This window comes from Marinigracilibium pacificum (genome assembly GCF_012926615.1).
GTDB lineage: Bacteria > Bacteroidota > Bacteroidia > Cytophagales > Cyclobacteriaceae > Mangrovivirga > Mangrovivirga pacifica.
In genome coordinates, this window is sequence record NZ_JABBNU010000002.1 from 330,812 (window position 1) to 356,989 (window position 26,178).

Here is a 26,178-nt window from a genome sequence, read left to right on the forward strand (position 1 = left end):
ATGAATGTAAGACTTGAGGCCCTTGACTGGGTAATTATCGGTATTTATTTTGTGGTTCTTTTTGCGATTGCCATATGGGTAATCAGAAGGCGTAAAGACAATACGGAAGACTATTTTTTAGCTGGAAGAAATGCAGGATGGTTTGTTGTCGGAGCCTCCATTTTTGCTTCGAATATTGGTTCAGAACACGTAGTTGGGTTGGCGGGCACAGGAGCTGAAAGTGGAATGCCAATGGCGCACTTTGAATTACATGCATGGATAGTTCTGTTACTGGGATGGGTTTTTTTACCATTCTATGTGAGAAGTGGAGTGTTTACTATGCCGGAATTTCTTGAGAAAAGATTTAATAGCACTGCCAGATGGTGGTTATCAATTATTTCACTCATTGGATATGTCTTGACCAAGGTTTCAGTATCAGTATATGCAGGAGGAATTGTTATTGAAGCATTAACCGGGCTTGATTTCTGGACTGGAGCTTTAATTACTGTAATTATTACAGGTTTGTACACTGTTTTAGGGGGAATGAGAGCTGTAATATATACTGAAACTCTGCAGACAATAGTCCTTATTGTCGGATCTCTGTTGGTTACAGTTTTGGGACTAATGAAAATTGGTGGATGGAGTGAATTGAAATCAATTGCAGGCAGCAGTCATTTTAATATGTGGCGGCCTTCAGATGATCCCGATTTTCCATGGACTGGATTAGTCTTTGGAGGTTCCATTGTTGGAATCTGGTATTGGTGTACTGATCAATACATTGTGCAACGAACCCTTGCTGCAAAAAATATTAAAGTCGGTCTACAAGGGTCAATTTTTGGTGCTTACCTGAAGTTGACTCCGGTGTTTTTATTCCTTGTTCCAGGTATAATTGCCTATGCTTTAAATAAAACAGGGCAGTTGCAATTGGAATCATCCGACCAGGCACTTCCAACCCTGATGGCTGCATTGTTACCAACTGGAATAAGAGGTGTCGTGGCCGCAGGATTACTTGCTGCCTTAATGAGTTCACTGGCATCTGTTTTTAATTCCTGTTCAACACTCTTTACTGTTGATATTTATAAGAAGCTACATCCTGGAGTATCTGAAAAAAAGCTAGTGAATATTGGTCGGATAGCCACTTTTGTTGTTGTTATTCTGGGAATATTATGGATACCGGTAATGGCTAATATCTCCGGGGTTCTCTATGAATATCTTCAAAGTGTCCAGGCTTATATTGCACCACCTGTAACAGCAACCTTTTTACTGGGTATATTCTGGAAAAGAATAAACTCAAAAGGAGCCCTTGCTACACTGATTGGAGGCTTTGTTCTCGGAATGAGTCGCTTAATTGCCGAGCTAAAAAAGGATTCTCTTACAGGGATTCTTCATGATTGGGCAACAATCAACTTTCTGCACTTTTGTGTGTTGTTGTTTGTGATTTGTGTAATCATTTGTATTACTGTTTCATTATTATCTGCAGCTCCTGATGCTAAAAAGATAGAAGGGCTAACTTATGGGACATTATCTGGTAATGACAAAATAAGTAACAGGAATCGTTACGGATTAAAGGAGATTTTTTTATCAATAGGTTTGATAGTAATTATAATTTGGATCTTAACCTATTTTACTGGTTAACTTAATGATTTAAAGCATTTATTTTAATGAATTTATGTAGTGAGCTAACTCCGATTATTTAAGAGTATCAATTATGTTTTATTTGTGTCTATTTGGGTTTTTCACAATAAGTCACCATGATTTTCATGGTGGCTTTTTTTTAAAAAAAACATTCAATTTATGCTGCAAAATAAAATATTGCCTAATTGATATATTGTATTTTTTAATTGTTATAAAATTCTAAAAAACAGTAGTTGAATTTTACCGAAAACCTTTGCGAACAAAAAAAAATTGTTATACATTCAGGTTATTGTTTGTATAATATACACAGAAAAAAATGAAGGCGAATAGCTTAACCATATTCCCCAAAGAAAATAGCAGTGATGAATACTTATGGTCATGTTTAAAAAATGGGGATCGTAAAGCGCTTGATGAAATTTATTATGGGCATGTGCCTGCTTTGATTGCCTATGGACATCAGTTTACAGCTAAAAAAGAATTGGTAGATGATTGTATTCAGGAATTATTTATTGATTTGTGGCAAAAAAGAAATCGATTAGGGGAGACTTCATCCATTCGTTTTTATTTAATAAAAAGTATAAAGAGGAGAATTCTTAGACAAATCAAAAAATCAGATAAATGTAAAGCCTTCAGCGAGTTTAATGAGTTTTTTATAGAAAATCAGATGGATACAAATATTTCTAATGAATCTGAAGTAATTGTTTCTACTCAAAAACTACGACGTTCATTTCAGGCTCTATCACCACTTCAACGAGAGCTCATCTACCTGAAATATTACAATAATTTAGATTGTGATCAAATGAAAGATGTACTTGATTTAACTAAAAAACAAGTATACAATGCACTTTCAAAGGCAATGATATCACTTCGGCAAAGCCTTGTTGTAAATTAAAAACGCACGTAAAAATTTCATTTTTCATTACAATATTTTTGAGAATATTGTAGGATTGTAATGTTCTAATGTAATTTTTTTCAAATAAAATTCATTATTATTATTAATGTCATTCAATAATACCTGTAAAGTGCCTTGATTTTTACCAACATAGTGCAAATTCTTGTATTTAAAATAAACTTTCTGTTTATGCAACCTAAATCATACTAGTTCAGTTTTAGGTTTAAATCAAAATTATCAAAGCCATATTCTAATACTTTTTATTATTATTTATAATAATAGAACTTATCAAATTATTATTAAAAATTATCTTTGATGTATTAACTAATTGATATTTATATAATTAAAATAATTGTTATATATAAGTTCATGTAAAAAATTAATGATAAAAAATTATTATTAATTATGTAATTTATTGATGTATTTATTGAAAAATAGTTGCTTTTAGGTTTAATATGTTAAATATATTGTAAATAATTAAATTTTCAGGAGTAATATAAGAGTGTTAGGTATTTATACACTAAACGAAGAATAATTACCTTGAAAATTTCAAAACATAAATATTCAAATTACACACTTGCTGATTTTCTGCAAGATGAATCATTTATTGATTGGGTATTAAATGATAAACCGGTAAGCAATCCATGGTTTGATAGATTAAATAATGATGAATCAATTGTACGCCATGCGTTACAAGCTGAAACATTAATTCGTAAGATCAAACCGTTAAAACCTGTTTTTGATGATAGTCGTGTTGAAAGATTGAAGTTGCGGATTGATGAATCTATCGACAAAAAGGAGTCTTCGTTAGATAGCAGACAATTATCAAGTAAATCATATAATTATTACTATGGGGTATCAGTAGCAGCATGTATTGCATTTATAATAATATTGACCTTTTTTTTGTTACCCGGTAATTTAAGTAATGGTAATTTTGAATCACAAACGATAACATGGGTAAAGAAGTCTACTAAAGATGGACAAAGACTGACCTTATTTTTAACCGATGGATCTAAAATTAAACTCAATTCAAGAAGTGAAATTCAGTATCAACAATCATTTAATGAAAATGAGGTAAGACTTATAAAACTTAAAGGAGAAGCATTTTTTGAAGTAGCAGAAGATTCAACTCGTCCCTTCAGGGTTTATGCTGGTTCAACAATTACAGAGGCCTTAGGTACCTCATTTAATATTAAAAGTGAAGTAAATCAAACAGGCATCTCCTTAGTTACTGGTAAAGTAAAAGTTTCTGATTTACAAACATCCAAACGAAATGAGATTTTAATTCCTGGCAATAAGTTATTGGTAATTTCAGATTCCTGGAAAAGTATATCAGAATTCGATTTTGATGAAGAAATTGCCTGGAAAGATGAAGTTTTAGTATTTAAAAACGCGGATAGTCAGGAAGTCTTTAGTCGATTGTCAAAATGGTTTGGTGTAAAATTTAATTTATCTGAATACGACAATCAAATCACATGGAATTATACTGGGAAGTTCAAAAATCAGACACTTAAAAGTGTTCTCACCAGTATTGGTTACTCCGAAAAATTTGAATTTAAAATAGATGATAAGGAAATAATTATTAAGCCTATGGAAAATAAGTAATACAAAATTTACCTATTCAGGTATTAAAATCGTTACATGGCAATTGAATTTGCCAGATTGATAAAAAACCAAATAATAACCTATAACATGAAAACTTATGCAAAAACTTAGACTTAAATTCCTGTTGAATTTTTACGTGCTGGTGTTTAGTGCTCCGGTACTTTTCGCGGGAGAGCACAGTTATGCCAAAATTGATGAACAAGTAAAAAGTGTGAAAGAAATTACTGTTCAACTTGATTTAGAAAATGCGTCTCTTCGTGAAAGTTTTAATGAAATCGAAAATCAAACTAATCTTAATTTTTCTTATGATGAGAAATTGATTTCATCAAAAGAAGTGAATGTTAGTTTTAACAGAAAGAATGCAACGGTTGAAAATTTCTTAATTCACGTTAGTAAGCTTACAAATTTAAAATTTAAGCAAGTGAATACTGTTATTAGCGTTCAAGGTATTAACCACACGGATAATGAGGTTCACGTAGAGGTGGTACTTGCAGATCTTGTTGTAACTGGACATGTTTACGATGAGAATGGAGGTGGCTTACCAGGAGCAACTATATTGGAAAAAGGAACTGCTAATGGAACAGTTACTGATGTAAATGGAAATTATTCTATCACAGTAAATGAAGGAGCTATTTTACAATTTTCATTTGTTGGCTATGAAACTCAAGAGGTTAATATAGGTAGCCGCACTTCATTAGATGTTACACTTTACCCGGCATTATCTACGCTAGAAGAGGTTGTCGTAATTGGATATGGTACCCAGAGTAGAAGAGATATTACCACATCAGTTTCTTCCGTTAGTTCTGAAGAGTTGGAGGGTGTGCCTGTTACGGGTGTTGATGCAATGTTACAAGGCAGAGCTTCGGGTGTCCAGGTTGTACAAAATTCAGGTGCTCCAGGAGCAGAAAATTATGTGCGAATTAGAGGGAATGGTTCTTTATTAGGTCAAAACCGTCCGTTATATATTGTTGATGGCGTTCAGATGAATAATATTACAACCAATGTTTTGGATGCCGGAGGACAATTAACTACTTCTACTAATGATATAAACCCAAATGATATAGAATCAGTAGAAATTTTAAAGGATGCAGCTGCTACGGCAATCTACGGTGCCAGAGCATCTAATGGCGTTGTTTTAATTACAACTAAAAGAGGTAAAACGGGTAAGTCCAGATTTCAATTGGGAATGTATACCGGTATGCAAAAGGTCTCCAATAAGCTGGACTTACTAAACGGAAGTCAATATGTTGATTTTATTACTGAATCTATTGCAAACACAAATGACCTGTTAGGTGGAAATATAGAGGTGCCTGATTTCATTGAAGATACCGGGATAAATACTGACTGGCAGGATGAGGTTTTCCGATCTGCCCCTGTTTCAGATTTTAGTTTGAGCATGACAGGTGGAAGTGAAAAAACACAATACTTTGTGTCATTAGGTTATTTTGATCAGAAAGGTACCATCAGAAATCAGGCATATGATCGATTTAATGCACGAGTTAATGTTGATCATCAGGCATCAAAGAAATTAAAAATCGGAAATAGTATTACACTGAGTTTATCAGATAACGATCGGGTATTTACAGATTTTAATAGTTTGAATCCTTTAGCTACAGCGCTTGTATGGAATCCTAATTTCCCCGTTTATAATGAAGATGGAAGCTATTTTCTGGATCCAAATAATCAAGATCCTTTGGGGAACCCGGTTCAGTTAGCTGAAGAAATCACTTTTAACTCAAAACAAAAAAGAGTATTAGGCAACGTTTACGCAGAATATGATATAATAGAGGGTTTAACTTTTAGAACTACTTTCGGAGTTGATTACCTGAATGATAGACAACAAAGATTTATTCCAAATACGATTGAAGGTTTCGGTAATGGAGCCGAGGCTACAGCAGCAAATTTTGAACAAATTTTATGGAGTTGGGAAAATACTTTGTCATATGCTACCTCAATTGGTGATGACCACAGTATAAACGCATTGATAGGATATAGTTTGTTGTCGAGAGAAGAGTATTTATTAAGGGCTGGTGGAAGTCTTGCCGGATCTAATATTGTAACTACAATAGCCATATCTAATCCTTCTATACCTGATAATTACCTAACTAATTATGGTTTAGTTTCATATTTTGGTCGGGTTAACTACGCATATAAAGATAAATATTTAGTTGGCGCCACATTACGTGCCGATGGATCTTCCAGATTTGGTGAAAATAATCGCTTCGGATATTTCCCATCAGCGTCTGTAGGATGGCGTATTTCTGAAGAGTCTTTTATGAGTGGAGTTAATTTTATTAATGACTTTAAGTTAAGAGGTAGTTTAGGGGTAACCGGTAATCAGGAAGGTTTGTCAGGAGATTTCCCTTCATTGGCATTATATGGAACTGGAATAGATTATTTATCGAATTTTCCCGGTATTGCTCAAACAAGTATTGCTAACCCTAATTTGACCTGGGAAGAAACAACGCAATATGACATCGGATTTGATCTGACATTTTTAAATTCCAGAGTGAATATTATCGCTGATGTGTACTTGAAGAAGACTGATAATCTATTGTTTTTCAGGCAATTACCATGGTCTTCCGGATTCTCTCAAGACAACGGGTCGAACATTGGGAAAATGGAAAATAAAGGGCTTGAAATTGAAATGGTAACGCAGAATCTTAAGGGTGAGTTTACCTGGACAACAAGCTTTAATATCAGTTTTAACCGAAATAAAATTACTTCTCTTCCGGATTTTGATCCTGAAAATCCGATTGGTTCAGACTTTTCTCAACAACAACCTGATGCCTTCGGTACTGATGGTACGCGTAGTGTATTTAGAGTTGGAGAATCTTTTGGTTCATTCTACGGATATAAAGTTTTGGGAGTTGATCCTGAAACCGGAAGTATTATTTATGAAAACTTAGATGGAAGTGTAGATGAAAATGGTAACCCGACCATCGGTATTAGTGACAGACAGATCTTTGGAAATGCTTTACCAAAACACACTGGTGGTTTTACTAATGAGTTTGGTTACAAAGGATTTACCTTAAATATTTTCATGCAGTGGTCTTACGGAAATGATATCTATAATCAAACTGCAGCGGTTCTTGAAAGTATGACGGGATACAGAAACCAGGGTGCTGATGTTTTAAACAGATGGCAAAACCCGGGAGACATGACCGATATTCCACAAGCACGATTTGAGGATCCTACTGGCGTCGCAGCAATTGGAGCAAACAACCGTGAGATTTCTGACCGATTCCTTGAAGATGGATCATTTCTACGGGTTAAAGATATCAGGTTGGGGTACAGATTCCCGAATTCTATAGCGGAAAAGCTAAACCTGGGTTCATTAGATGTATATACTTCTTTACGAAATGCATATACGTGGACAAATTATTCAGGGTTTGACCCCGAATCACAAAATAATAGTGTGGTAACAGCTGTAGGTATAGATTACCTTGTTCAGCCACAACCACGGACTTTTATTGTTGGGTTAAATGTTAACTTTTAAAAAGAAAGTCATGAAAAACTACTCAAAAATACTTGCTGCAATATTTATATTTAGTATGTCTGGTTGTGATATATTAGATCCGCAGCCAATAAGTGATATCTCAAGTGAAAACTTTTTTCAGAGTGCAGAACATGTTGAAGCTGCAATGAGTGCTACATACGATGTTTTGCAAAGCAACAGTATCGGAAGAGATTTTAAGGCATCTGCAACCGCAGGTTCTGATGAAGCCGATACTGATCCGGGTTCAGGTGGTAATAATAACCGTATGAATCGTCATGAGGTAAATGCTGACCATGGACCGGCAAGAGATTTATGGCGTGAATTATATCAGGGAATTCACCGAGCAAATGATATTCTGGAGCGACTTCCTGGTGTTTCTGATCCGGCATTGGAAATTAATAATAAAAGAGAGCAACTGCTGGGTGAAGCTCATTTTCTCAGAGGTTTCTTTTATTGGAATTTAGCTAAATGGTATGGAGATGTTCCTATCATTTTACAAACAACTACCTCGTCTGATCCGGATGTATTAAATGTTGAAAGAGATCCACTGCCTGAAGTTTATGACCAAATAATAGCAGATCTAACGTTTGCCGAGGCAAATTTGCCGGAGTCTTATGAAACCAATCAATTTACAAGGGGCAGAGCCACTACAGGGGCGGCAGCAGCAGTTTTATCAAAAGTTTATTTAAGAAGAGCATATACTGAATTTGCCGGAAGCAACGATTTTGAAATGGCAGCTGCAAGTGCACAACGAGTTATTGATAATCCAAATTATAGTTTGGTGGCACCTCAGGACTTTTTTAGTATGTTCGCTGCCGATGGTGGAAATACTGTTGAGTCTATTTTTGAAATTCAAACTGAAAACATTGAACTAAACAGTGGTGATGATCTTTACCGTGAGTTTGAGGCTTCAGAAAACGGACCGAGGGCAAGAGCTCGAATTATTCCTAATCAAAAACTAATTGATGCCTATAATGCCAATCCTGGAGATATCCGTAAGGATGCTGTGCTAAAACCGATGGATCCTGCACAAAATTCAGGTTTTGAATTTTACATTAACAAACACGATGTTGGTGAAGGACAATTGATTCCTAACCTGGTTATTCTAAGGTTAGCAGATATCATTTTAGTTCGTGCAGAGGCATTAAATGCAATTGGTCAAACACCAGAGGCGATCAATCTATTAAATATGATTAGAGATCGTGCTCAAATCGGAAACACGACAGCGACAACCCCTGATGAGGTATTTCAGGCAATTCAGGACGAACGTTTCGTTGAATTGGCCTTTGAAGGACATAGATGGCATGATTTGTCAAGATTCCCTGCTAATAACTTTGAGTGGGGTCGAAATGAGTTAGCAACAGCTGCTGAGGTTAGTTTTATGGATGAGAATCAGACATATCAGTTTCTATGGCCGATTAACAACCGTGAGTTAGATATAAATAAGAACCTGAGACAAAATCCAGGGTATAATTAATGGTTTAGGTGATCCCGACATTTCAGTCATTTGTGAGGTGTCGGGATTTTTTCCTAACCATTTAAAATTTCAATCAATTACCTAATTCAATGATACTCCTTAACAGGATCACTTATTATGTCTGAACACATTACTCATATTGCAGTATTTGAAGATACTACGCGGTTCATAAATCAAATGAACGTTTCAAAAGATTTCCAGCTGGCTGTAAAAAAGGCTCCTGATGCCGGACTTATATCCAGTGGAGCAAGAGGTAATCACCTGTTTGCTATTCCAATAATCGAAGAGGCCAAAAGTCGAAAAGATAATTTAAGTGAAGATGATTTTAAGAAACTAGCTGCTGCAATAGGTTGGTTAAGTCATCGTGCCATTGACTTGCAGGTTAAACCAAATTATTTAAAGTCTGCTGAAATAAAAAATCCACATTTTTCTACTTACGAGCACCAGATTTACTGTGATGCAGTAACATTTGATGAAGTCTACGACAGCGGAAGTAGACCTTCCATTTCTTCAAATGTTGCATTCTCAAAAGCTACGTTAGAGAAGGATATGCAATCGCATCCCGGTACTAAGTTGCTTTATCAGCCGCTGTTAGAAGAGATACTTTGCAGACAAACTCAGCATGAAATGCTGGCCATAAGAGCGTTTAATCGAACTTCAGCCTCAATCGATGATTGGCTCGATGATTTTCCTGAAAATTACCAAAAGCTGAGTGAAAATTTGGAGGTATATATTGAAGCCTATCAAAATCCAGATCCTGAAAAGACTAAGCGATATATAAAGGATTGGAATTTTTATAATGAAAAAGATGAGTTGATTCAGTTTGTCAGGGATATTCAGTTATCAGGTAAAACAAAAATAGATTTAGATAAAGCTGTAAAACTCGCGGAAGAACAAAGTCATTATGCACAGGGATTATCCAGATCATATCGGTTTATTTCAGCCGCAAATGAATTTTACAATGATAAAATCGATAAAAACGAAGTTTACGACCGAGTTGAAATTTTTAATGAATCTCACAGGATATAAATTATGAATACGACAATTAAACATACCGATCGAAGAGATTTTATTAAGAAAAGTGGAATATTTCTTTCAGGAATGATGTTACTCCCTAGTGTACTGACTGGTAATCCATTCGCAACTGCGATCAGGAAGTCACTTTTAACACCACAGGGTAGTTATCTAAGTCCGTTTATTTTAATTAACCGGTTACAAACCCTTGCAATTGGGTCGAGTTTTATTGGAAGTGATATACAGTATGCTCTTACAAAAGACTTAAATCATCTGGCTCCAGGAAATGCTTTTCATCATGGCTTAAGTATACCTTTTGATGTTAATGATCAAATCGATTCCCTGGTGAAGCTTCGTGGAAATGTAAATCCGGGTTCCCTGTCTGATAGTCAGGGCCAACGACTAGCTTTATTGTTAGGAGGGATTTCAGGTTCGGTAATAAAAAATGAACTACAAAAAGCCTATTCAGCTAATAAAAGTTCTGAAGCTGAAACTAAGATTCTGCATGACCTTGCTTTAATTAATATTTACATTTCAAGAGGTAATTCTTTTACAGGTAAGAGTGATGATGTCTATCAGCTATTTAAAGAAATCACCCCAAGAACGTTTACTCGGTTTCATACGATTAAGCCGGATGAGGCTATGGGTCCTCTCTGGGTATTGAAAATGCAGGAATGGCGTAATCAGAATGATGATTTTAACGAAAATATAGCTAAAAACCTAAGTGGTTCAACCGCTCAGGAGATAATGGAAAAAGCTACTGCAACAGGATTTATTAAGGAAAATGAATCAATACTTTTAAAGGTGTCATCATTCAATGATATCGATGAAATATCAGCAAAAGACGCAGAGAATTTAATTGAAAGTGGCGTCTCCACAGCAGGGAAAGCTATAGGAGGTGCATATCAGCAGATAATAAATATTAATGATTTTTGGAGTGGAAATATGACTAAAGAAGAATTAAAGTCATTAGTAAACAAATAATAACATGAAGAGAATATTTATACTTGTTTTTTTATTTATCAGTAAAATTATAATAGCTCAGGATTCTGAAACTTCCTCAATACTGGTATTAGGAGATAATAATTTTCAGCATCGGAAAAATCCCGAGCATGCCTTTAAATACATTGAGAAAGAGTTAAATGCGGCGGATTTCACCTTTTTAAATCTGGAAGGGCCATTCGCAGGAGGTACAGATGATACAACCAAAAGTGATATTCCACATAAAAACTGGCGTTATTCCAATCCTGATCAGGTGGCAGCGCTCACTAATGCTAAAATAGATGCTGTTGGAGTGGCCAATAATGTTACCTATCCCTGGCAGGCTTTGATGAAAAGCCTCAAAGTACTGGATAGTGCAGGTGTAAAATATGCAGGAGGAGGTGAAAACCTCGAAGCGGCTCATCGTCCGGTTATAATTGAAAAAAACGGATTAAAAGTAGGGTTTATGCAATATGCAGCAACAGTTTATCCTACCAATCATGCTGCACTTAAAAATCAGCCGGGAATAGCTGAAATCAAAGTCCATACGGCCTATCAGGCACCTAAGAATCTGGATAAACCCGGACAACCACCTTATGTCATTACCTGGATGGATGAAGAAAGTAAAAAATTGATGGTTGAGGATGTTAAAAAACTAAAAGCTCAGGTTGATATTGTGGTGTTAAGTTACCACTGGGGAGTATCAAGTACTTATGAACCGGTCAGCTATCAGGAAGATATTGCCCATGCTGTGATTGATGCCGGTGCCGATGTTGTTTTTGGTCACGGTCCTCACCGATACCAAAAAGTAGAAGTTTATAATGGCAAACCAATTATGTATAGTCTGGCACAAGCGGTATTTGATGACCGTAGAGTCGACAGATACTTAAATAATAAGGAAGGCCTTATTGGTGAAATAATTGTTTCAAACAAAAAAATTAAATCCCTTTACTTACTGCCAACGTGGAGAGAGGATGATAATGAAGTAAGAATTTATGATGCAAGCAAAGGTAAAGGAAAAGAACTGACAGAATATCTCTATCGGGTTAATGCGGGTGGAGCAGAATTGAAGGTTGAGGGAGATAAAATTAAAGTCATTCTGGAGTGAAGGCATCATTATTCATATTGATAAACTTTTTAATCACAACTACTATCTGTGCTCAGGTAGCTGAATTTGAAAAATTATTCACTGATTATATGCCATCAAAACAACAGTGGGAGGAGAACATCCGGCCCGAGGTGAAGAAAATTTTTCAGTCACAAATTTATGGCGTATTGCCAAGTGAAGATCTATATGTTTCAAAAAACATAGCTACCATTCCATTTACAATCGGGGACCAGGAGGCTATAATGAAACAGATTGAATTAAATTTTCACGCTTCATCTTCTTCAGATTCGGCTACTGTCAATGTACTATTGATTACTCCAATTGATCAGATCTCACCGGTTTTCGTCGGTATAAATTCCTATGGAAATCATACCATTCATAGCCATGATCAGATAGAAATACATGATAATTATGTAAAAAATAAACCGGAGTACGAAATCTTTAATAATCATGCAGGCGAATCAGCGAGAGGTGTGCAGGCACATCGCTGGCCGGTAGAAAGAATTCTGAAAAGAGGTTATGGTCTGGCAACCTTTCATATTTCAGAAATATACCCTGATCGAAACGATGGCGAGGATAAAAGCAATTTAAGATTATTTGAAGATTATAATCCGGATCCCGGGCAAAGAGCAGGAGCTCTTGCAATGTGGGCATGGGCGATCAGTCGAGTAATTGATCATTTACAAAGTGAACCGCTCGTTAACAAGAACCAGATTTTTGTAATTGGTCATTCGCGAAGAGGTAAAGCAGCTCTACTCGCTGGTGCAATGGACGAACGTATTGCTGCTGTTTTTTCTAATGATTCAGGTTGTGGAGGCGCAGCCCTTTCTAAAAGTAAAACTGGAGAGTCTGTTGCTCAAATAAACGATCAGTTTCCACATTGGTTTGCTGGAAATTTTAAGAAATATAATAATGCAGCGGATGAACTTCCTGTAGATCAGCACCTGCTATTGGCTCTTGTAGCACCAAGATTATTATATGTGGCGAGCGCAGAACAGGATGCCTGGGCCGATCCGGCAAGTGAGTTTCTTTCTGCCAGAATAGCTTCAGCAGCCTGGAATTTGTATGATTTGAATGGGTTGGAAGGGAAAACTCAACCGGAAGTAAATATTGCGCTTAATAGAGGATCCGTAGGGTATCACATCAGAAGTGGTAATCATGACCTGACAAGATTTGACTGGGAGCGATTCATGGATTTTACTGATATACATTTCAAAAATTGAAGCATTGATGAAATCTACAAGAAGAAATTTTTTTAAAAAGGCTGCATTGACCGGATTGGCCGGGTCGGTATCGCTGAGTACGTTTGGTGCTGTTGGAAATAAATGGGCCAACTCTTCAAATGTAAACGAAAAATATAAAAAGCTCGATGAAATTTTAACACAGCCAGTATTAAAAAAAGACCTGTTTAAAAGTCCCCTAATCATAAAAAATGTCGAGTTAAGTGAGTATCAGGGCAATTATATTTGTCAGGTTACTACAGAAGATGGGCATAAGGGTATATCCGTAAGTAACAACTTAAGGATGCATTACTTATACCCCATTTTTGTCAAACAGGTTGCTCCATATTTTATAGGGAAAGATGCCAGAGAGCTTGATGCATTAATCGAAGGTGTTTATACATTCAAGAGCAATTACAAAATGCAAAGCTATGCTCTTTGGGTGCCAGTGGCTACGCTGGAGTTTGCCATTCTGGATTTGCTGGGAAAAATTGCAGGATTACCAATGGGTCAGCTTGTGGGTGATGTTTACAATAAGGAAGTAGGAGTTTATCAGGCAAATAATTACCGTGGTAAGTCTGCAGAAGAATCGATAGAACTTCTTGCTGAAAAATTAGCAGAGACAAAATCCAAGGCGCTGAAATTTAAAATTGGCGGACGAATGAATAATCCGGATACTCCTCCGGGAAGAAGTGAAAAATTAATTCCATTAGTTAGAAAACGGTTCGGTGATGATATCGCAGTATATGTTGACGCCAACAGTTCTTACAATGTAGAAGAAGCCATTAAAATTGGGCGATTGATTGAAGAAAATAACTTTAATTTTTTCGAAGAGCCAATTCCTTTTGATTGGTATGAAGAAATCAAAGTAGTAAAAGACGCTCTAAAAGTACCCATCGCAGGCGGCGAACAAGAAGGGAGTATGCATAACTTTCGTTGGTTGCTTGCCAATGATGCTCTGGACATTGTACAGCAGGATATTTTCTATTTCGGCGGGATGATCAGGGCCATGAAAGTGGCAAAAATGGCACATGCATTAGGAAAAACATGTGTGCCTCATATTTCTGGTTCAGGCCTTGGCTATTTATACATGTTGCATTTCGTTTCGGTAATTCCGAATGCAGGACCTCACCATGAATTTAAAGGTTTCAATGAGGAAATACCTTTTGAATGTGATTCGTGTGACATGAAAATTGTTGATGGAAAAATCAAAGTACCTACCGGGCCAGGCTCGTCGATTGAAATTGATCCTGATTTTATTAATAAACATGTGAAGATATGAGAATGAGAAGAATTATTTATGCCTTGCTAGTTTTGTGTTTATGTGAGACTGCAGAAGCTCAAAATTATTTAAACTACCAATTACGGTTGGAACCGGTCTGGTCACGTGTAGCAGATGCTTTGGGAGAACCGGGTTCGGTGGAAAGTGTTGAGTTTTCAAATAATGGTAAATATATAGTTAGTGGCACCAAGTATGACAATTCGGTTATAATGTGGCGTACCTCTGACGGAGCCGAATTGTGGAGAAACTATACTGAGCAGGAGGTTGAACGTGTGGGGTGGTCTTCAAATGACCAATATGTTGCTGCAGTAAGCGAGGATTATTTAATTACAATTTACGATAGCAAATCAGGAGATGTAACGAAAACCTACAAGTTAAATAAAGCAGCCGACGGACTAACCTGGTCAAATAATGGGTTAATTATGGCTGTCGGTGAAGAGCGAACTGAGAAAAGTGATGGTACAACCGAAGGATGGATCAGAATATATGACCTGGAAAATGATGATGAACCCGAGTCAATTAATTTTGGCAATACGGTAAATGAATTATTTTTTACGAATGATGATAAATACCTTCTTGCTGTTGGTCACGGAGCAGTAAAAGTTTACAATACTTCAAACTGGAAGCTAGAGCAAACCCTGAATCCGGATTATTATGTGACATTCACGAGTGGAATCTTTTCACCAGATGCAAAATACGTAGTCGCCGTTGGCCAGGGAGGCACATCGAGAGGAACAGTTTTTTTATGGGAATGGAAAACCGGTGAATTAGTTAAAACCTTTAACCATACCGGTAAAAAAATTGAATCAGTTACCTGGCATCCAAACGGTCAGTACATAGCTCATGCCGGTCATGATCCTTACATCTATGTTTATCGCCTAAATGATATTTTAAATAATGGAAATGACGCTATTCCGGTAGCCCATCGTGTATGGGCGAGTGATCATGCGGAGTATATTGACTTTAATAAAGATGGCAGCTTCTTATGTAGTGCACATCAAAATGGCCTGATAAAGCTTTGGGTATGGATGGGTGAAGATTCTTCGGTTAATTCCAGACGACATGATTGGGTAAGAGAAAATCAAAAGGACAATGAAAATGGAAACTAATTGTCATCATACTATAGAATCCATTGAAAGCGTCGGTAGTAAGAAAGAGAAAGGCTTTATGACAATTCTTTTTAAGTCAACCTTTATTTACCTTTTATTACTATTATCCACAGGACTGGTATCTTTTGCCCAAACGGAAAAGCCGAATATAATTATTATAATGGCTGATGATTTAGGCTATGGAGATGTAGGGTTCAATGGAAACGATATTGTAAAAACTCCTGAGCTGGATCAAATGGCTGCTGAATCATTAGTGATGGACCGATTTTATGCAGCAGCACCTATTTGTTCTCCAACCAGAGCCAGTGTACTAACTGGTCGTAATGCTTTCAGACAAGGAATTTTTGCTCCTCACACTGCCGGAATGAGAGTAGGTGAGACTACACTGGCAGAAGTATTAAAAGAAGAGGGCTATAAAACCGGGATTTTTGGTAAATGGCATCTTGGCTGGATAATGCCTGATGCCGAACTTGATACCAGAGGGTTTTATTCTCCACCATGGCACCATGGATTTGAAGAGAGTTTTGTGACAAAATCGGCAATGCCTACCTGGAACCCTTCTGTAACTCCATGGGATATCTGGAACAATAAAGAGGGCGAAATGTGGACCACTTCGGTATATCTCGAAAACAAGGTCCTTGTAAAAGATAATCTCGCAGGTGATGACAGCCGGGTAATCATGGACAGAGTAATTCCTTTTATTGAACGTTCAGTTGACCAAAATAAACCTTTTTTCTCCTGTATTTGGTTGCATACGCCTCACGAACCAGTAGTTGCTGGTCCGGAATATAAAGCAATGTATGAGGGCATGTCAGAAGATGCCAAAAACTATTACGGTACAATAACTGCTATGGACGAGCAAATTGGCCGGTTGAGAAGAAAGCTTAAAGAATTGAATATCGACAGAAAAACAATAGTTTGGTTTTTCAGTGATAATGGCCCAAATAAGGAGTTTGTCGAAAAAGGAGTCGCTTCTGCAGGTAAATTCCGCGGTACAAAGCATACTATTTATGAAGGTGGCCTAAGAGTGCCTTCATTGATTGAATGGCCAGGGAAAATTCAACCAAACAGGACTGATGCTATGTCTGTCACCAGTGACATAATGCCGACCTTATTGGAGTTAATTAATAGTGGTTATACTTCCGAAGTTCCGCTGGATGGGATCAGTTTAAGGCCACTTGTTTTGAATGAAAACTCATTACAGGATAGGTATATCGCTTTCGGATACATGAGAAGATGGGATAACACCAATCAGCTGGCAATCATGAATGATAATTATAAACTGGTAATCGACGGTGATAAGAAGGAATTATATGATCTGAAGAATGATCCTGAGGAGACTAAAAATCTAAAGGATACAAAACCAGATATTTATGACATGTTACTCCAGGAGCTTACCAGGTGGCAAGATTCTGCAAGAATGAGTCGAGAGGGATCAGATTATAAATATTAAGAAACGACCAATGACATTAAATGAGGTTTTCATACTTGCCATTTTGCCAATCGTATTGGCCGGACTTCTTCTGGTAGTGTTTAGGTTGCCGGCAAAGGTCGTTATGCCATTTGCTTTATTCGCAACCATTATAATTGCCTATACAGGATGGGGTATATCGTTAATCGATATTGCAGCCTCCTTTCTACAGGGCTTAGTTATCACCGCTGATATTCTTTACATAATTTTTGGAGCCATTCTCTTATTAAATGTTATAAAATATTCCGGAGGTATCAGTATAATTCGACAGAGTTTCATTGAAATAAGTCCGGATAGAAGGGTGCAGGTTGTGATGATTGCCTGGCTTTTTGGATCTTTTATTGAGGGTGCTGCGGGTTTCGGAGCTCCGGCTGCAGTTGTCGCTCCACTATTGGTAGCGCTGGGTTTTCCGGCAATGGCAGCGGTTATGCTGGGATTAATGGTACAAAGTACTGCGGTTACTTTTGGTAGTGTAGGAACACCTATGCTGATTGGGGTAACACAAGGGATCCAAAATCCTTTACTTGAAGAGCAATTGGCTGCTTCAGGAATAACTTTCGCAGATTATTTGCAATTAATTACCAATCATGTTGTCGTTTTTCATGCCATTGCTGGTGTTCTGATGCCTACATTCATGGTCGTTATGATGACCCGCTTTTTTGGGAAAAATAAATCATGGAAAGAAGGGCTCGATATTTTTCCATTTGCTCTGTTAGGTGGATTGGTATTTATCATTCCTTATGTTTTGACCGGTTGGTTTCTTGGACCGGAATTCCCTTCGTTAATTGGTTCTTTCATTGGGATTTTTGTAATGATTCCATTAGCCAGAAAGGGAATTTTGATACCAAAAAAAGTATGGGACTTCCCTGATCAGAATAGCTGGCCAAAAAACTGGTTTGGTAAGATTAAAGTAGAAGAAAATTTAAGTACTGGAAATTCCGGATCACATAGATTCTTAAAAGTTTGGAGTCCATACATTTTACTGGCTGCACTCCTGGTGATCAGCAGACTTCCTCAATTACCAATAAAGGAATTTTTGACTGGAGCAAGTATTAATTTTAATGATATTCTTGGTACAGGGCTTTCGGCTTCCTCATCACCGCTTTACTTACCCGGAACTGTGTTTTTATTAGTTAGCATATTTTCAATTTTCCTCTTTAAAGTAAAGATCAATACAGCGATGAGTGCGCTGAAAGATAGCGGTAGAATGCTTTTAGGCGCTGCATTGGTTTTAGTTTTTACTATACCGATGGTCAGGATCTATATCAATTCAGGTAACAACCCACTCGAAATGGTTTCAATGCCTATAGCCATGGCTGAATGGATGGCAATTAATGTTGGAAATGCTTACCCGTTAATTGCTCCGGATATTGGTGCATTGGGGGCATTCATTGCGGGTAGTAATACAGTAAGTAATTTAATGTTTAGTCTGTTTCAGTTTGGCGTTGCAGAACAACTCCAAATGTCGACGATAATCATTGTTTCACTTCAGGCAGTAGGTGCTGCTGCCGGAAATATGATCGCTATCCATAATGTTGTCGCAGCGTGTGCTACAGTCGGTTTGCTGGGTAGCGAAGGGTTGGTGTTACGGAAGACTATTATTCCTACGGTCTATTATCTGTTTGTAGTAGGACTACTTGGCCTTTTGGCAATCCATGGATTTGACCTTGTTGATAATTTCTAATATAAATTTTGAACCTTGAAAAAAAATCAGATATGAAAGCAGAGAATGTTGCAGATATTGAAATTACAGGGAAAATTAAACCTGAATACGATAAAATATTAACACCGGAGGCTGTTGAGTTTATAGCCATATTACATGCAAAGTTTAATGGGACAAGGAAGAAATTATTAGCTGAACGCGAAATAATACAACGCGCCATTAATGCCGGGAATTTCCCTTCATTTAGAGATGAAACAAAAGATATCCGGGAAGGAGACTGGCAAATATCAGGAGTGCCGGATGATCTTCAGGATAGAAGAACCGAGATAACCGGACCAACTAATCGTAAAATGGTTATCAATGCACTGAATAGTGGTGCAAAGGTGTTTATGGCAGATTTTGAAGACGCTAATTCACCTTCTTGGGAAAACACACTTGACGGTCAGGTTAATCTGTATGATGCCAACAGAAATCAAATTGATTTTACAGCAGAAAATGGCAAAAGTTATAAACTGAATGAATCTCACGCCACACTTAAAGTACGTGCACGGGGCTGGCACCTGGATGAAAAACACGTATTAATTCATGGTGAGCCGGTTTCAGCATCAATATTCGATTTTGGATTGTATTTTTTCCACAATGCCAAATACCTTCTGGAAAATGGTTCAGGGCCATATTTTTACCTGCCAAAGCTTGAAAATCACAGAGAGGCACGATTGTGGAACGATGTATTTATCGAAGCTCAAGATCTGTTGGGTATTCCTCAGGGAAGCATTAAAGTAACAGTACTCATCGAAACAATCACTGCTGCTTTTGAGATGGAAGAAATTATCTATGAATTAAGGAATCACCTTGTTGCATTAAATGCCGGTCGTTGGGATTATATTTTTAGCGTCATTAAAAAGTTTAGAAACTTTAAAAGTTTTGTGTTACCTGACAGAAGCCAGGTAACGATGGGTGTTCCTTTTATGAAAGCCTATGCTATGCAGGTAGTAAAAGCCTGTCACAAACGAGGTGCTCATGCCATTGGAGGTATGTCTGCGTTTATCCCTTCAAAATCAGAAGAGGCTAATAAAAAAGCATTCGAAAAAGTTAAAGCAGATAAAAGTACTGAAGCATCGCAAGGCTATGACGGCACTTGGGTTGCACACCCTTTCCTGGTACCGGTAGCAATAGAAGAGTTTAATAAAGCACTGGGTGATAAACCACATCAAAAGCATGTTCTCCATGAAGATTATGAATTGTCGGGCGAAGAGCTAATTGATGTGAAAATTCCGGGAGGAACCATTACTGAGGCTGGAGTCAGAACGAATATAAATGTGGGTATTTTATACATAGAATCATGGCTTCATGGTGTAGGTGCTGCGGCTTTGTATGATTTGATGGAAGATGCCGCTACGGCTGAGATTAGTCGGGCCCAGGTATGGCAATGGTTGCATGTTGACTCGGCAAAACTTGATGACGGAAGACATTTGGATATGAATCTATACAAAAAATTACTCAGTGAAGAAGTAGAAAAGTGTAAAGAGTTATTGGGTGAAGAAAGGCTTTCAACCGGCAATCTTGACAAGGCAGTTGAACTGTTCGACGAACTGGTCACTAACTCTAATTTCAAAGAATTTTTAACTCTTGATGCATATAAAATTTTAAAAGGATAAAACGAATGAAATCATTGTTTATTAGATGCATATTATCACTATTTTTTTTAATACCTGCTTACAGTGTATTAGCCCAGGGATCATTAATTCAAAATGTTGAAGGACGAACCTCCATGTCACTGGATGGTCGCTGGCAGATTATAATTGATCCATTGGAAAATGGTTATTACAATCATCGATACAAACCTAAAGAAAATGGGTTTTTTATGAATGCAAAAATGCAAAGCCCAACAGATTTGATTGAATACAATTTTGATGAGGGCTATGAATTGCAGGTGCCGGGTGATTGGAATACCCAAATGAAGGAACTGTATTATTATGAAAGTACGGTATGGTATAAACGATCATTTGACTATGATGTAAATCAGGGGAAAAGAGTCTTTGTTCATTTTGGGGCAATTAATTATGATGCCAAGGTTTATCTCAACGGAGAACATGTTGGAGATCATATTGGGGGATATACATCTTTCAATTTTGAGGTAACTGACCTTCTTAAATCCGAAGATAATTTCTTGGTTGTTAAGGTAAATAACACAAGAAAAAGAGAGGCAATTCCAACGGTAAATACCGATTGGTGGAACTATGGTGGTATTACCAGAAGTGTTTCATTGATCGAAACTCCTTCAAATTTCATCAAAGATTACTTTATTCAATTAAAGAAAGGGAGTAAAAATGAAATAAGTGGCTGGGTTCAGCTTGACAAAGGGACATCGAAAGAAATAGTTATCGAAATACCTGAGTTAAAATTGAACAAAACATTTCAGACTGATGCCAATGGAAGAGCGGAAATCTCGTTCAAAGCAAAAATTGATCTCTGGTCTCCTCAAAACCCGAAACTTTATGAAGTGAAACTATCTTCAGGAGATGATAATCTTGTCGATCATATCGGTTTCCGTACAATTACTACGGAGGGACATAAAATTTTATTAAATGGTGAACCAATTTTCCTTTCGGGTATAAGCATCCATGAGGAAGCACCGTTTGGAGCAGGTCGGGTTACTTCTGAGGCCGAATGTCAGGTTCTTATCGATTGGGCGAAGGAACTGGGATGCAACTTCGTTCGACTGGCTCACTACCCTCACAGTGAACAAATGGTGAAAGTAGCTGAAAAGAACGGGCTTCTTGTCTGGTCTGAAATACCGGTCTACTGGACAGTTTTATTTGATAATCCGGACACCTATGCAAATGCGGAAAATCAACTGACAGAAATGATCTCCAGAGATAAAAACCGGACAAATATAATCTTATGGTCAGTGGCAAATGAAACTCCGGTAAGTGAATCGAGGGTGAAATTTCTTTCCAACCTGGTTAAAAAGGTCAAGTCAATTGATAATACCAGGCTGACCACAGCAGCGCTTGATACGCAATCTTCACAAGATGGATACAATATGATCGATGATCCGCTGGGAGAATACATCGATGTCATTGGCATTAACCAATATTGTGGATGGTATTTTGGAAATAATGAAGATTGTGCTAATTCAAAATGGAAGATCGGATTTGATAAGCCATTGATAATTAGTGAGTTCGGAGGAGGTGCACTACAGGGATATCACGGAAGTGAAAATGAACGGTGGACTGAAGAATACCAGGATGCGCTGTATAAATACAACCTGAAAATGCTGGATAATATTGAGTTTCTGGCTGGTATGACACCCTGGATACTTAATGACTTCTTATCACCACGAAGAAATTTAAATAAGATTCAGAATGATTTTAATCGTAAAGGACTGATTTCCGAAGATGGCATCAAGAAAAAAGCCTTCTTCAGATTACAGGAATATTATAAAAACAAAACTTTATAAGCTGACAGAATGAAAAATCGGCCTTTTTATATTTCTGGTTTAACAGGTATTTGGATCATAGTACTTTTCTGCACTATTACTGCATGCAATCAAGGTGGGGGATTCACTGTTGAATATGCCAATAAAATACAGGATTCAGCCTGGAATAGTATTGATCAAATTGAGTCGAGAATAATCAAGCCTGAAATTCCTGCCAGAACTATTGATATTAGAACATTCGGCGCAAAAGGTGATTCGATATCCAATGATTTACCAGTAGTTATCCAGGCGATCGATTCTTTGACAGCCATTGGTGGCGGGAAAATCATCTTTCCAAAAGGACAGTATTATATGAAAGGGCCGATTCATTTTAAAAGTAACATAGAATTACACTTTGAGGATTCTGCAAGGATATTTTTTAGCAGCACACCTTCAGACTACTTACCTCTTGTCAAAGTACGATGGGAAGGAACCGTTTGCTATAATTATTCACCTTTAATTTACGGAATAGGGTTAAAAAATATTGCGCTTACCGGTAACGGGATAATCGATGGAGCGGGAAAAGACTGGTCAGTTGAATGGAGAAAGGTGCAGGATAATGACAAACAGGTATTAAGACAGATGGGCAATGATGTTATCCCTGAGGAAGAAAGAGTATTTGGAAATGGGTTTCTCGATTTGGATGGTGATGGACAAGATGATGGCCATGGAGATCAAAAGCAGCATTTTCTCAGACCTACTTTGGTAGAGTTTTATGAATCTGAAAATGTCCTGATAGAAGGGTTGACCTTCCTGGATAGTCCTTTTTGGACCATACATCCTGTCTTTTGTAAAAATGTCATCATAAAGAATTTAACTGTTTTTGGATCGGTATTAAATGATGATGGTGTTGACCCCGATAGTTGCGAAGATGTATTGATCGAGGGGTGTGAGATTCAGACTCATGACGATGCGATTTCTATAAAAGCAGGCAGGGATCAGGATGCATGGAACAGACCAGGTAGTAAAAATATAATAATCAGAAACAACAAATTACTCAGTGGTGTCAATGCATTATGTATTGGATCTGAAATGTCAGGGGGAGTAAGTAATGTTTTTGCGGAGAATAATCAGATATCTAATGGTAAACATGCAATCAATTTTAAATGTAACCTCGACCGAGGAGGACAGGTGCAACATGTTTATATCAGGAATATTTCGATTGATGCCTGTGAGGATGCGATGTTTATTTTTCGGATGGACTACCACGGTTACAGAGGTAATAATTTCCCGACTCAGTTTAATGATTTTTATATCTCAGATATCACCTGTGATTTAGTAGAAAAGACGCCATTCAAAATTGTTGGTGTAGAAGAAAAACCAATTGAAAAAGTGTTCTTAGCAGACATTAATATTGAAAAGGCTGGTGAAGAAAATGCAATTGAATTTGCTACAGACATTTTGTTCAATAATGTCAAAATAGAAGGAAAAGAAATAAAAAATTAAAAAGAATATTCAAATGAATAATACTATACCGTCAATGTTAAAAATCACTTCATTAATAGTGATATTTTTTTCAACGTTAATCAGTTGTAGTAAAAGTGAATCTGCCAATCAGGAAGAGACTAAAAAGGAACAACAAGTTTATGAATATAATTTTCAAAATCCGGAGTTATCCATCGATGATCGGGTAAATGATCTGTTAGGTCAACTAACACTGGAAGAAAAAATCGCTCAACTCAATTATAATGCTCCGGCTATACCTCGACTAGGTATTCCTGCATACAATTGGTGGAATGAGGCACTACATGGTGTGGCGAGAGCCGGAAAGGCGACTGTATTTCCTCAGGCTATAGGTATGGCTTCAACTTTTGATTCTGCATTAATACACCGTGTTGCTACAGCTGTTTCAGATGAAGCAAGGGCGAAATTTAATGCAAATGTTGAAAACGATAATCGAATCAGATACGCCGGGCTTACCTTCTGGACGCCCAATATTAATATTTTTAGAGATCCCCGATGGGGACGTGGTCAGGAGACTTATGGAGAAGACCCATATCTAACCGGGATATTAGGAACTGCTTTTGTAAAAGGATTACAAGGTGATAATCCGAATTTTCTGAAAACAGCAGCTTGTGCCAAGCACTATGTAGTTCATAGCGGACCGGAAAAGGACCGGCATGTATTCGACGCTGTGGCCAGTGATAAAGATTTGTATGAAACGTATTTACCTGCCTTCAAAAAACTTGTTGAGGCAGATGTAGAAGCAGTAATGTGTGCTTACAACCGGACCAATGGTGAGCCATGTTGTGGGAGTGAAAAACTATTGCAAACTATCTTGAGAGAAGATTTTGGCTTCGAAGGTCACGTTGTCTCTGATTGCTGGGCGCTGGTTGATTTTCACGATGGTCATAAAGTAACTGAAGGTCCGGCTGAATCGGCAGCCTTAGCAATAAAGAGTGGTGTTGATCTGAATTGCGGCGATACCTATCCCGCTCTCAAGGAGGCGTTGGAAAAAGGATTAATTACAGAGGATTTGATCGATAAAGCTTTCGTTAGATTGATCAAAACACGATTTAAACTCGGTCTTTTTGATCCGGAAGAAAATAACCCATATACTCAAATTGGTCCGGAAGTGATTAACAGTGAAAAGCATCGAAAGCTAGCATTGGAGACTGCTCAGAAATCAATCGTCCTTCTAAAAAATGCAAATAACGTCCTTCCTTTAAGTAAGGATATTAGATACTTGTTTGTAACGGGACCACACGCCGCCGGTACTGAAGTGTTAATGGGAAATTACTATGGTTCAAGTCCAAACATGGTCACTATCCTGGAAGGAGTAACCAATACGGTTTCCGATGGTACGATTGTACAATATAAACAAGGGTTTCTGATGGACAGGCCAAATGTAAATCCAATGGACTGGACAACCGGAGATGCCCAGGATGCAGATGCTATAATTGTGACGTTGGGAATTTCAGGCTTACTGGAAGGAGAAGAAGGGGAATCGATTGCTTCTCCTACCAAAGGAGATCGGTTTGATATGAGTATTCCGCCAAATCAAATTGAATTTTTAAAGGGGTTAAGAAAAGACAATGATAAACCAATTATTTCCATTGTTACTGGTGGAAGTCCTATGGACATGAAGGCCGTACATGAATTGTCTGACGCAGTACTTTATGCCTGGTATCCGGGAGAACAAGGCGGGCAGGCCTTAGCCGATCTTATTTTTGGTAATGTAAGTCCTTCCGGAAGATTGCCAATTACCTTCCCAATGTCAATCGATGATCTGCCGCCATATCCGGATTATAATATGCAAAACAGGACCTACCGTTATGCAACTGCAGAACCTATGTATCCTTTTGGTTTTGGATTAAGTTATGCGGACTTCAGTTATTCAAATCTGAGTGTTGATAATGCTGATTTTACCGGAAATGATGAAATCACTGTGTCTGTTATGCTAACCAATTTTTCGGATAATCCTGCTAGAGAGATCGTACAGCTCTATATCAGCGATGTAGACGCATCTTTCACTGTACCAAGATCAAGTTTGAAGAGAGTAAAAACTGTTGAACTAAAAGGAAAAGAATCAAAGGAAATAACTTTTAAAATAAATCGAGAGGACCTTGTACAGATAAACGATGATGGAAAATCAGTCATTGAACCAGGTGAGTACAAAATTTATGTAGGAGGAATTTCTCCAGGAGGAGATTATAGCAGATTAAATGCTGAGTCTCCTAAAGAAATTTCGATTAATGTAGCCTCTATTTAATCAGCCAAAACTGTGATTTGCCTGGCTGAAAAATAGATGATTGTTAAAAT

General features: G+C 37.4%; 17 protein-coding genes. All 17 read left to right on the forward strand.

Features of this window, described 5'->3' with window-relative positions; genetic code table 11:
* The 17 genes from HH304_RS04000 to HH304_RS04080 all read left to right on the forward strand — a co-directional run bounded on the left by HH304_RS04000 (position 1) and on the right by HH304_RS04080 (position 26,128).
* Complete coding sequence (locus HH304_RS04000; RefSeq protein WP_169678172.1) at positions 1-1,614, forward strand: sodium:solute symporter; 1,614 nt, start codon at positions 1-3, stop codon at positions 1,612-1,614.
* Positions 1,615-1,930: 316 nt separating this feature from the next.
* On the forward strand, positions 1,931-2,506 hold the full coding sequence (locus HH304_RS04005; protein ID WP_169678173.1) for an RNA polymerase sigma factor: 576 nt from the start codon (positions 1,931-1,933) through the stop codon (positions 2,504-2,506).
* A gap of 540 nt (positions 2,507-3,046) precedes the next feature.
* A complete protein-coding gene (locus HH304_RS04010) occupies positions 3,047-4,111 on the forward strand; it encodes a FecR family protein (RefSeq protein WP_169678174.1) in 1,065 nt (354 codons plus the stop codon).
* Between the two features lie 97 nt (positions 4,112-4,208).
* Positions 4,209-7,610 carry a SusC/RagA family TonB-linked outer membrane protein gene (locus HH304_RS04015; protein ID WP_169678175.1) on the forward strand — a complete coding sequence of 1,134 codons (3,402 nt, stop codon included), beginning with the start codon at positions 4,209-4,211 and terminating at the stop codon, positions 7,608-7,610.
* Positions 7,611-7,620: 10 nt separating this feature from the next.
* The gene (locus HH304_RS04020) at positions 7,621-9,087 is read left to right on the forward strand and encodes a RagB/SusD family nutrient uptake outer membrane protein (protein ID WP_169678176.1); all 1,467 of its coding nucleotides are present in this window, start codon (positions 7,621-7,623) and stop codon (positions 9,085-9,087) included.
* A 117-nt stretch (positions 9,088-9,204) separates the two neighbouring features.
* Complete coding sequence (locus HH304_RS04025) at positions 9,205-10,116, forward strand: hypothetical protein (protein WP_169678177.1); 912 nt, start codon at positions 9,205-9,207, stop codon at positions 10,114-10,116.
* A gap of 3 nt (positions 10,117-10,119) precedes the next feature.
* Positions 10,120-11,085: a hypothetical protein gene (locus HH304_RS04030; RefSeq protein WP_169678178.1), complete on the forward strand. Its 966-nt coding sequence runs from the start codon at positions 10,120-10,122 to the stop codon at positions 11,083-11,085.
* Between the two features lie 4 nt (positions 11,086-11,089).
* Positions 11,090-12,190: a CapA family protein gene (locus HH304_RS04035; RefSeq protein ID WP_169678179.1), complete on the forward strand. Its 1,101-nt coding sequence runs from the start codon at positions 11,090-11,092 to the stop codon at positions 12,188-12,190.
* Positions 12,187-13,413, forward strand: a complete 1,227-nt coding sequence (locus tag HH304_RS04040; protein WP_169678180.1) for a glucuronyl esterase domain-containing protein — start codon at positions 12,187-12,189, stop codon at positions 13,411-13,413. Before HH304_RS04035 ends, HH304_RS04040 begins: the two co-directional genes overlap by 4 nt.
* Before the next feature lie 7 nt (positions 13,414-13,420).
* Positions 13,421-14,692, forward strand: coding sequence for a mandelate racemase/muconate lactonizing enzyme family protein (locus HH304_RS04045; RefSeq protein WP_169678181.1), 1,272 nt, complete (start codon positions 13,421-13,423; stop codon positions 14,690-14,692).
* Positions 14,689-15,801: a WD40 repeat domain-containing protein gene (locus tag HH304_RS04050; protein WP_169678182.1), complete on the forward strand. Its 1,113-nt coding sequence runs from the start codon at positions 14,689-14,691 to the stop codon at positions 15,799-15,801. The genes HH304_RS04045 and HH304_RS04050 overlap by 4 nt, the downstream gene beginning before the upstream one ends.
* On the forward strand, positions 15,785-17,254 hold the full coding sequence (locus tag HH304_RS04055; RefSeq protein ID WP_271711487.1) for a sulfatase-like hydrolase/transferase: 1,470 nt from the start codon (positions 15,785-15,787) through the stop codon (positions 17,252-17,254). The genes HH304_RS04050 and HH304_RS04055 overlap by 17 nt, the downstream gene beginning before the upstream one ends.
* Before the next feature lie 10 nt (positions 17,255-17,264).
* Positions 17,265-18,956 carry an L-lactate permease gene (locus tag HH304_RS04060; RefSeq protein WP_169678183.1) on the forward strand — a complete coding sequence of 564 codons (1,692 nt, stop codon included), beginning with the start codon at positions 17,265-17,267 and terminating at the stop codon, positions 18,954-18,956.
* Between the two features lie 32 nt (positions 18,957-18,988).
* Complete coding sequence (gene aceB / locus HH304_RS04065; RefSeq protein WP_169678184.1) at positions 18,989-20,593, forward strand: malate synthase A; 1,605 nt, start codon at positions 18,989-18,991, stop codon at positions 20,591-20,593.
* Between the two features lie 5 nt (positions 20,594-20,598).
* Positions 20,599-22,398: a glycoside hydrolase family 2 protein gene (locus HH304_RS04070; RefSeq protein ID WP_169678185.1), complete on the forward strand. Its 1,800-nt coding sequence runs from the start codon at positions 20,599-20,601 to the stop codon at positions 22,396-22,398.
* A 9-nt stretch (positions 22,399-22,407) separates the two neighbouring features.
* On the forward strand, positions 22,408-23,862 hold the full coding sequence (locus HH304_RS04075) for a glycoside hydrolase family 28 protein (protein WP_169678186.1): 1,455 nt from the start codon (positions 22,408-22,410) through the stop codon (positions 23,860-23,862).
* 13 nt (positions 23,863-23,875) lie between these two features.
* Entirely contained in the window at positions 23,876-26,128 is a 2,253-nt protein-coding gene (locus tag HH304_RS04080) for a glycoside hydrolase family 3 C-terminal domain-containing protein (RefSeq protein WP_271711488.1), read from the forward strand.
* Positions 26,129-26,178 lie beyond the last annotated feature (50 nt).